This is a genomic window from Geomonas sp. (assembly GCF_035254065.1).
Taxonomy (GTDB): domain Bacteria; phylum Desulfobacterota; class Desulfuromonadia; order Geobacterales; family Geobacteraceae; genus Geomonas.
Genome location: NZ_DATFBA010000017.1, coordinates 20431 through 29620, shown reverse-complemented (window position 1 = coordinate 29620; position 9190 = coordinate 20431). Strand labels below are relative to the sequence as shown.

Below are 9190 nucleotides of genomic sequence, written 5' to 3'. Positions count from 1 at the left end.
GTTAAACAAAGTTGTAGTTTGGTCATATAAATTGCGGTAAAACAACGGCAGCCCCTGTTGGCAGGGGATCCTGAAGATGGAGCCGGGCCTGGACAACATTTTTAAAACAGTTTTCTCTTATGATGTTTTCGCGCTGGGAGCCGGGACAGGTGGTGTGAAACGAGGAGAGGAGCAAAGGTTTGCACAGATGTATTACCAATTAGACACAGGCCATCGACGAAAAGTGCGAGGAGTTGTCAGATCTGAAGGGAGGCGGTCCTTGTTCGCTGAAGGCAAAAGAAAGAGCCGCTCTTTCGAGCGGCTCCCCGGTCTTTCCGTGCTCTCTACTGGGCGTGTGCGCTAGCTACCGATGGCCCTCCCCTTCACCGTCTCCTGCTTGCCGACCAGCGCCTTTGCGGCGCCGATGACCAGCATGGCGGCTGGAACCAGTTGCCCGGCGATGATGACGGCGCAAAAGCCCATGAAGGCCCAGCAGAGGATGCCAGGCTCATCGGCCTGCGCACCGTTTGCGGCGAAAGCCGACGTTGCGGACGCTGCCATCGCGACGAGTACGTTGATAGGTGCTTTCATGACATCCTCCTCTTGGTCCGAATGATCAACAGCTCGATGTCTACTGGTTAGCATTAAGCGTGCCGACTGCGAGGGATGTCGAGTCACCAGAGGTAAGATATCGTAATTGCGCGGTTTTGCTTTAAACCAGCAGCTGCTTGTCCAGAGAGGCTGGAGCGGGTTGTATAGCGGCAGGATACACCTGCAGGACCGGCAGAGAATAGCTGGAATGACAATCTGGGATAAGTAACCGAAATAAGATGAATTTATCGGAAAATGAAGGGGTGTATATGCTGGCTATGCGGTGGTTTCCAGAGTGCTTGATCTGGGAGCCGGCGGGAGCTCCCGAGCGGTAAGGGCAACGGCCTTCGGAGTGACCGGGCAGAGGTAGCAGCAGTTGCCGCAGCCGGTGCACAAAGCGGGGTCGATCACGATCCCCTTGCCCGGCACCAGGGTTATGGCGTCCGCCTCACAGCGTTCCACGCAGGCGAGACAGCCGCAGTTGCGGGCCAGGCAAAGTGAGCCGACCGGGACTGCCACCATGTCCGGCCGCGGCTGCAGCTCAGGCTCCTCCTGCTCAACAGGTACGGCCGCCGGCTCCCCCCGCAGGCCGGTTGCCAGCTCCAGCACCGAGCTGCCGAGGGAGAAGATGCCCTGCCGCAGGAATTGCTTCCGAGTCAGCTTCACTTGTTCCCCTTGGCCCGGGTTCCAGCCTGCGCTGCCGGGGGAGCCGCGTCGGCGACCGAGCCGAGGTGGCATTGTGTGCAGGCGATCCGGACCGGGTGCGGGCAGAGGGTCGCCTTGCCGGGAGGCATGTGACAGCCAAGGCACTGCGGCGCCTTCATCCCCTCGTCGATACGGTGGGGGATGAGCGGCGGGTTCCCCTCCGCGAAACGCGCGTCCGCGTCGTAGTTGGGATGGGCGTCGGCGGCAAGCGCCGGAACGGCCGCGGCGACCATTAGGGAGAACAACAAGGAGCAGCAGGCAACTATCTTCACGGCAGGCCTCCTAAATCAGATCCTGATCAGCGATACATCTTCCGTTTTGTACTTTCAGGCGTCCAGCCCCTACGCCTTTTCCAGCTTCACCGCGCACTTCTTGTAGTCCGGCTCCCCCGAGATGGGGCAGTAGGCGTCCAGGCAGAGGTCGTTGATCAGCTTTGCCTCGTCGAAGAAGGCCACGAAGACGTTCCCCTTCTCCGACCTCCCCCGGCCGTGCAGGTCGGCCGTCAGCACGACGCTGCCCCGCCGGGAGCTCACCTTCACCTTGCCCAGGTGCTTGATCCCCAGCCTGTGCGCGTCGTCCGGGTGTATCTCACAAACCGCCTCCGGGTAGGCGCGCCTCAACTCGGGCACCCGTCCGGTCATGGTGCTTGTGTGCCAGTGCTCCAGCACGCGCCCGGTGCAGAGCCAGAAGGGGTACTGGTGGTCAGGGACCTCGGGCGCCGGCTCGTAGGGGCGAGCCCAGATGACCGCCTTGTAGTGGTCCGCCTTGTTCTTGTAGAACTTGATCCCCTCGCCGCTCTTCACGTAGGGGTCCTCCCCCTCAAGGTAACGGTAGCGGGTCTCCTTGCCGTTGACCACCGGCCAGCGCAGACCGCGGTGCTTGGCGTACTCCTCGTAGGGGGCCAGCTCTTTTCCCTGCCCTTCCCCGAACTTGCGGTACTCCTCCCAGATCTCCTTCTCCGGATAGCTGTAGGGGAAGAGGGAGCCGTACCCCAGGCGGCGGGCCAGTTCCATGGTCTGCCAGAGATCGTTCTTCGCGTCACCGGGAGGATCGACCATCTTGAACCACTGCTGGGTGCGGCGCTCGGCGTTCCCAAAGGCACCCTCCTTCTCGACCCAGCTGGCGGACGGCAGCACCACGTCGGCAAGCTCGGTGGAGCGGTTGGGGTAGATGTCGGAGACGACCAGGAATCGCCCCTCCCCCTTGTGCGCCCCCTTGCGGTAGCGGGCGAGATTGGGGAGCGACTGGAACGGGTTGGTCACCTGGCTCCAGAGCACCTTGATGTCCCCCCGGTCGAAGGCGCGGAACATCTCGACGGCGTGATAGGTCGGCTTGGCCGGGATCTTCTTGGGGTCCACCCCCCAGATCTTGGCCGTCTTCTCCCGGTGCTCCGGGTTGCTGACCACCATGTCGGCGGGGAGGCGGTGGGTGAAGGTGCCGACCTCGCGGGTGGTGCCGCAGGCGGAGGGCTGGCCAGTGAGCGACATCGGGTTTTGACCGGGCTGGCAGATCTTGCCGGTCAAAAGGTGCAGGTTGTAGACGAGGTTGTTCACCCAGGTGCCGCGGGTGTGCTGGTTGAAGCCCATGGTCCAGAGCGAGACCACTTTCCGGTTCTTGTCGGCGTAGAGGTGGGCGAGTTCCACGATGGTCTGCGCCGGCACCCCGGAGAGCGAGGCCGCGTGCTCCGGCGTGTACGGCTTCAAGAACTCCCGGTAGGCCTGGAAGTCGATCAACTGCGGCTCGTCGGCGAACTTGAACTTGTCCTGCAGCCCGTAGCCGATCTTCTCCTTCCCCTTCTTGAAGACCACGTGGTTCTCGATGAACTTCGGATCGTGCAGCCCGTCCCGGATGATCACGTGCGCCATGGCGTTCAGGAGGGCGAGGTCGGTCTGCGGGTTGAAGCGGACGTAGCGGTCGGCCATAAGGGAGGTGCGCGTGCGGCGGGTGGCGAAGTCGATGATCTTCACCTCGGGGTTGTTGAGCCGGTTATCGAGCATCCGCGAGAAGAGCACGGGATGGCACTCCGCCATGTTGGCTCCCCACAGGAAGAAGGTGTTGCCATGGTCGAGGTCGTCGTAGCAACCCATCGGCTCGTCGCTGGCGAAGGTGGTCATGAAGCCGGTGACCGCGGAGGCCATGCAGAGACGGGCGTTAGCCTCGATGTTGTTGGTGCCGATGCCGGCCTTGAAGAGCTTGCTGGCGGCATACCCCTCGAAGATGGTCCACTGCCCGGAACCGTAGATCGCCACCGAGTCAGGACCGAACTTGTCGATGGACTCCTTGAACTTGGAGGCGATCAGGGTCATGGCCTCCTCCCAGCTCGCCTCCACCAGCCGGCCATTTTTCCGGATCAGCGGCGTGGTCAGCCGGTCCTTTCCGTATAACACCTTGGCCAGGAAGTACCCCTTGACGCAGTTGAGCCCCTTGTTGACGTCAGCCTCCGGGTCGGCCTTGGTGGCCACTATCCGGCCGTCCCTGACCCCGACCAGCACGCCGCACCCGGTGCCGCAGAACCGGCAGGGGGCCTTGCCCCAGGTAACTCCCGCTTCGTCGGCCAGGGCCGAACCCGGCCGGAGAGTGACTCCGGCAGCGGCCAAGGCCGCAGCCGCCGCACTGGCTTTGAGAAAACTGCGCCTGCTGACTTCCATGACTAATCCCCTTTCTTCTTCGATGCAGCGACGGCAGAACTCTCAGAGATCCTCGAAATTGTGGTAGGCAAGGCGCACGGAGTTGACCCCTTCGATCTCGTGCATCCTGGAAACCAGCTCTACTTCGCGCTCCACGTCGTCCGCCTCGATGACCGCCACGATCCGCCCCAGCGACAGGATATCGTGCACCTCCACACCCGGCAGGGCGGAGATCGCCTCGGCAGCGGCTGTGCATTTTTGCGGATTGCAGGTTAGCAGCACACCAGAGATCGGCATATCGTCACCTCCCGCCATCCCGCCGGCTGAACCGGAGGAAACGGCTTCTGTTTGTCATGAAACGGCGATCCATGATCTTTCCATTTTTCGGGAAAAGATTTGACTTAAGTCAAATTAGTAGCGTTTCAGGCTGAGGGGAAAAAGAAGGAAGGGGCACTTCTTCCAGGGGGGCACTACGGCTCGGCCATCTGCACCATCTCCACCTCGATGCTGATGGTGACCTCGTCACCTACCATCACTCCGCCGGCCTCCATCACCTTGTTCCAAGTGAGGCCGAAATCCTTTCGGTCGATCTTGGTGGAGGCGGAAGCGCCGCGTCTCACGTTTCCTTTAGGATCCTTCACCTCCTGGCTCGGCCCCTCCACATCCAGGACCACCGTGCGGGTGACGCCGTGCAGCGTCAGGTTGCCGGTGACCTTCAGCCCCTCGGCCCCACTTTTGGCGACGCCGGTGGAAACGAAGGTCATGGTGGGATACTTGGCCACGTCCAGGAAATGGTCGCTTTTGAGATCCTTGTCCCGCATCCCGACCCCGGTATCTATGGAGGCGGTTTCGATGGTTGCCGTCACCGAGGATTTGGCAAGGTCGTTCTCGTCCACCTTGACCGTGCCACTGAACTTGTGGAAGGTCCCTTTGACATTGGACACCATCATGTGCCGGACCTTGAAGCCGACACTTGAGTGATCCGGGTCGATCTTCCAGGTGGAGGCCTGCGCCATGACTGGCAGCATAAGAAAAGCTGCCGCTGTTAGTGACATCAGTGCCTTTTTCATACCGCGTTCTCCATTGACAAGCTGACGAGATGTCGGCGTAGTAGCCCTGCTGAGAGTATTGCACCACGTTGGATGATATCACTCAGCCTCTTCTTGTCCAGATCGAGCCGGGGCAATAACAGTCCCACAAGCTCTCAAGCCACTGGCGGCAAGCTGGCTGCAGCGGCGACAGAGAGAGGTGGTTCCTTGACATTGACTTACGCTATGTGAGAATTCACAGAAATGTCCGGTTTCACAGTGGACTTACAAGGGAGGACGCACGATGAATGTATTCGACTTCGCCATGAAGATGGAGTTGCAGGGGAAGGCGTGCTACGAGGAGATGGCCGCCTCCACCAAGGTCCCGGGGTTCCGGACCATCTTCCGCGGGTTGGCCGCAGACGAGCAAAAGCATTTCGATATCTTCCGCGACCTCAAGGAAGGTAAAACTTTTCAGATGGTGAACTCACGCGCGATTGACCATGCCAGAACCGTCTTCACCGAGCTTATCCAGCACAAAGATCTGATCGAAAAGGAACTGCACGAAGACTTAGACGCCTACCACGTGGGACTTAAGATGGAGGCCGACAGCATCAAGCTCTACGAGGAAATGGCGACGAAAGAGGCCAATCCCGAAATCGTACAACTCTACCTGAAGATGGCCAATGAGGAAAAGAAGCATTACAACATCATCGAAAACATCTGTGACTTCGTGATGAGGCCGAAATACTACCTGGAGTGGCGGGAGTTCAGCAACCTGCACGAACTGTAACAGTGCGGGGGCGTCACCAGTCACCCCGCTCTCCTTTCCCATTCCCTCAGAAAAACAAAAGCCGTCCCTCCACTATGGAAAGGACGGCTTTTGTTTGTTTCGACTATCACCGACAGAAGCAATCCCGCTGCCCCCCCTTTATCAAGGGGAAACGCGATGGGGAAACTTCATCTATTTGAGTAGGCACTCTAACGTCCCCTCCCCTTCAAGGGGAGGGACAGGGTGAGGATGGGGTTCCGGGCTACTCGCCCAGGTACGTGTAGGACTGCAGGGTCTTGTCCAACAGTTCCAGGAAGTGGCTGCTCTCCTCGATGGACACCTTCTGCAGCGCCACGTTGGTCTCCAGGTTGTTGCGCACCCGCTTCAGGATCTCGGAGGCGTCGTACTGCACATACTTGAGACTCTCCCAAGTCGCGTCGCCGGTGATGACCGTGTCGATCTTGTAGTTGGTCTTCTTGTTGAAGGTGATGTGCACGGCGTTGGTGTCGCCGAACAGGTTGTGCATGTCCCCCAGGATCTCCTGGTAGGCCCCGATCAGGAAGAAACCGATGAAGTAGTCGTCATCGCCATTGATCTTGTGCAGCGGCAGCGCCTTCGTCCGCCCGTTCTGCCCGACGAAGCTGGTGATCTCGCCGTCGGAGTCGCAGGTGATGTCGGCGATGGAGGTAAGCACGTCCGGCTTTTCGTCCAGCCGCTGGATCGGCACGATCGGGAAGAGCTGGTCGATCGCCCAGGAGTCGGGGATCGACTGGAAGAGCGAGAAGTTGGTGAAGTAGGTCTGCCTAAGCGAGAGCTGGAAGTTCTGCAGCTCCTCCGGGATCGGCTTGATCTTCTCGACGATCGAGTTGATCTTCCTGATGATCTTGGAGCAGATCCACTCGGCGTTCGCCCGCTCGTTCATGTTCAGGTAGCCCAGGTTGAAGAGGGAGACCGACTCCTGGATCAGCTGGATGGTGTCGTGGTAGTCCTCCCTGAGCGAATGCCGGTCGATGCTCTTGTAGATGTCCACCAGTTTCTTCACGGTGGGCGAGAGCGAGGCGAGTTTCTCCGGATCGGTGAGGATGGAGTCGAACTCCGGCAGCAGCGTGTTGGGGTTGTTGTTCAGGACGTTGGTCACCAGCACCGAGTAGTGCGCGACGGTGGCGCGCCCGGACTCCGAGATGATGTTCGGGCAGGGGACCCCCGCCTCGTCGCAGATGTTCTTCACCTGGTAGATGACGTCGTTCGCGTACTCGTCCAGCGAATAGTTGACACTGGAGAAGTAGCTCGACTTGGAGCCGTCGTAGTCGACCCCCAGCCCCCCGCCGATATCCAGGAAATCCAGCCCCACCCCGAGCTTCCTCATCTCGACGTAGATCCTGGTCCCCTCGATGAGGGCGTTCTTGATCTTGTCGATCTTGGTGATCTGGCTTCCCACGTGGAAGTGCAAGAGCTTCACGCAGTCGAGCATCCCCTTCGACTTCAGCATGTCGATGGCGGCGATGATCTCGGAGATGCGCAGGCCGAACTTGGCGTCCTCGCCCCCGGAGGTGGCCCACTTGCCGATCCCCTTGGAGGAGAGCTTCACCCGGATGCCCAGCTTGGGGGTGATGCCGGTCCGCTTGGCGACCTCGACGATCTTCTCCAGTTCGAAGAGCTTCTCCACCACGATGGTGATGTCGTAGCCGACGCGGGTGGCGAAGAGCACGGTCTCGATGAACTCGGTGTCCTTGTAGCCGTTGCAGATGATGGGGAGGTTGCTGCCGGTGGACATGGAGATGGCCGCCACCAGCTCCGGCTTGGAGCCGACCTCGAGGCCGATGTTGTACTTCTTGCCGAAGTTGGCGATCGCCTCCACCACCTGGCGCTGCTGGTTCACCTTGATCGGGTAGAAGGTCTGGTACTTGGCCGGATAGTTGTTGTCCTGGATGGCGTTTTTGAAGACGCGGCTGATGGAGGCGATGCGCCCCTCCAGGATGTTCATGAACCGAAGCAGGATGGGAGGCTTGATCTTCCTCTTGATCAGGTCGTCCACCAGCATGCGCAGGTCAATGGAGTATTTCGAATTGGGGGAGGGATGCACGCAGACGTTACCCTTCTTGTTGATCGAGAAGAGTTCGGCGCCCCAGTTGTCGATGTTGTAAACCTTGGAGGAATCGTTAACGGTCCATTTCGCCATGTTCAGTTCACCAGATGCATTAAGTTAAGGTGTAAGGGGTTAACTCAAAATACCCTCGCCCTTTCAGGGAGAGGGTGCCCGAAGGGCGGGTGAGGGTTGCCGCGATGCTGCCAAAAAACGCGCCCTCCCCCCTCCCCCTCTCCCCTAAAGGGGCGAGGGGAGTGCAGCAAAAAGGTTCTACGACAGCCGACTTTTGAAGTCCTGGTAGCCGAAACTGCGAACCACCTTCAGCTCCCCGGTCTGCGGCTCGTAGGTGCAGATGTGCGGGTGCTGTATGCCGTTGAAGGTGGTGGTCTTGACCATGGTGTAGTGCGACATGTCCAGAAAGGCCAGCCGGTCTCCGGCGGCAAGCGGCTTCTCGAAAGACCAGTCGCCGATCACGTCGCCGGCCAGACAGGACGGGCCGCCCAGCCGGTAGCCGTGCGGCTTTTCGTCGGGGTCGAAGCCCCCCTTGATCTCCGGCCGGTAGGGCATCTCCAGGATGTCCGGCATGTGGCAGGTGGCCGAGACGTCCAAAATTGCGATATCCACCTCGTTGTGCACCACGTCCATCACTTCGGAAACCAGGATGCCGGTGCCGATGGCGATCGCCTCGCCCGGCTCCAGGTAGATCTCCAGGTCGTACTTCTTGCGGAAATACCGGACCAGTTCGACCAGCTTATCGATGTCGTACCCTTGCCGGGTGATGTGGTGCCCGCCGCCCAGGTTCAGCCACTTCATCTGGGGCAGGAACTCGCCGAACTTCTCCTCGAAGGCCTTGGCGGTCCGCTCCAGCGGATCGAAGAGCTGCTCGCAGAGGGTATGGAAGTGCAGCCCCTCCACACCCTCGAGCGATTTCCCCTCGAACTCCGCGCGCACGATCCCCAGCCGCGACTTGGGAGCCGCCGGATCGTAGATCGGCGTGTGCCCCTCGGAGTGCTCGGGGTTGACCCGAAGGCCCACCGAGACGCGGCCGGCGTACTGCTCCCAAAGCGGGCGGAAGCGCTCCAGCTGGTTGAAGGAGTTGAACACCAGGTGGTTCGAGGTGGTCAGAAGCTCCTGTACGTCGCTTTCCTTGAAGGCCGCCGCGAAGCTGTGCACCTCGCCGCCGAACTCCTCGCGCCCGAGCCTCGCCTCCCAGGGGGAGCTGGCGCAGACCCCGTGCAGGGTCCTGGCGATGATCGGGAAGACGCTCCACATGGAGAACGCCTTCAGCGCCATGAGGATCTTGGCGCCGCTTCTTCTTTGCACCTCGTCCAGGATGGCCAGGTTGTGACGTAGCCTTCCCAGGTCCACCACGAAGGCGGGCGAGGGGGCAAGCCGCGTCATC

Annotated in this window: 9 protein-coding genes; 1 reads left to right on the top strand and 8 read right to left on the bottom strand. The window is 60.4% G+C overall.

All coding sequences use genetic code 11. The annotated features are described in order from the left end of the window. Positions 1-339: 339 nt before the first annotated feature. The 6 genes from VJ604_RS00970 to VJ604_RS00945 form a co-directional block, all read right to left on the bottom strand. Positions 340-570, bottom strand: a complete 231-nt coding sequence (locus VJ604_RS00970) for a hypothetical protein (protein ID WP_324079511.1) — start codon at positions 568-570, stop codon at positions 340-342. Between the two features lie 276 nt (positions 571-846). Beyond that, complete coding sequence (locus VJ604_RS00965) at positions 847-1236, bottom strand: hypothetical protein (protein ID WP_324079510.1); 390 nt, start codon at positions 1234-1236, stop codon at positions 847-849. After that, entirely contained in the window at positions 1233-1547 is a 315-nt protein-coding gene (locus tag VJ604_RS00960; RefSeq protein WP_324079509.1) for a hypothetical protein, read from the bottom strand. The genes VJ604_RS00965 and VJ604_RS00960 overlap by 4 nt, the downstream gene beginning before the upstream one ends. 69 nt (positions 1548-1616) lie before the next feature. Next, entirely contained in the window at positions 1617-3923 is a 2307-nt protein-coding gene (locus tag VJ604_RS00955; RefSeq protein WP_324079508.1) for a molybdopterin-dependent oxidoreductase, read from the bottom strand. A 42-nt stretch (positions 3924-3965) separates the two neighbouring features. Further along, entirely contained in the window at positions 3966-4199 is a 234-nt protein-coding gene (locus VJ604_RS00950; RefSeq protein ID WP_324079507.1) for a chaperone NapD, read from the bottom strand. 173 nt (positions 4200-4372) lie between these two features. After that, positions 4373-4972, bottom strand: coding sequence for a YceI family protein (locus VJ604_RS00945; RefSeq protein WP_324079506.1), 600 nt, complete (start codon positions 4970-4972; stop codon positions 4373-4375). A 262-nt stretch (positions 4973-5234) separates the two neighbouring features. On the opposite strand from VJ604_RS00945, the gene VJ604_RS00940 reads away from it, so the two are divergent. Then, positions 5235-5723, top strand: coding sequence for a ferritin-like domain-containing protein (locus VJ604_RS00940; RefSeq protein WP_324079505.1), 489 nt, complete (start codon positions 5235-5237; stop codon positions 5721-5723). A 241-nt stretch (positions 5724-5964) separates the two neighbouring features. On the opposite strand, the gene speA is transcribed toward VJ604_RS00940, so the two are convergent. Next, positions 5965-7881, bottom strand: coding sequence for a biosynthetic arginine decarboxylase (speA, locus tag VJ604_RS00935; RefSeq protein WP_324079504.1), 1917 nt, complete (start codon positions 7879-7881; stop codon positions 5965-5967). Positions 7882-8058: 177 nt separating this feature from the next. Next, a complete protein-coding gene (nspC, locus tag VJ604_RS00930; RefSeq protein ID WP_414652376.1) occupies positions 8059-9189 on the bottom strand; it encodes a carboxynorspermidine decarboxylase in 1131 nt (376 codons plus the stop codon). Position 9190 lies beyond the last annotated feature (1 nt).

What these genes read in the sequence shown, in the direction of transcription:
- VJ604_RS00970 (WP_324079511.1), bottom strand. Translation starts at nt 570, where the DNA reads ATGAAAGCACCTATCAACGTACTCGTCGCGATGGCAGCGTCCGCAACG.
- VJ604_RS00955 (WP_324079508.1), bottom strand. Translation starts at nt 3,923, where the DNA reads ATGGAAGTCAGCAGGCGCAGTTTTCTCAAAGCCAGTGCGGCGGCTGCG.
- VJ604_RS00950 (WP_324079507.1), bottom strand. Translation starts at nt 4,199, where the DNA reads ATGCCGATCTCTGGTGTGCTGCTAACCTGCAATCCGCAAAAATGCACA.
- VJ604_RS00945 (WP_324079506.1), bottom strand. Translation starts at nt 4,972, where the DNA reads ATGAAAAAGGCACTGATGTCACTAACAGCGGCAGCTTTTCTTATGCTG.
- VJ604_RS00940 (WP_324079505.1), top strand. Translation starts at nt 5,235, where the DNA reads ATGAATGTATTCGACTTCGCCATGAAGATGGAGTTGCAGGGGAAGGCG.
- speA (WP_324079504.1), bottom strand. Translation starts at nt 7,881, where the DNA reads ATGGCGAAATGGACCGTTAACGATTCCTCCAAGGTTTACAACATCGAC.
- nspC (WP_414652376.1), bottom strand. Translation starts at nt 9,189, where the DNA reads ATGACGCGGCTTGCCCCCTCGCCCGCCTTCGTGGTGGACCTGGGAAGG.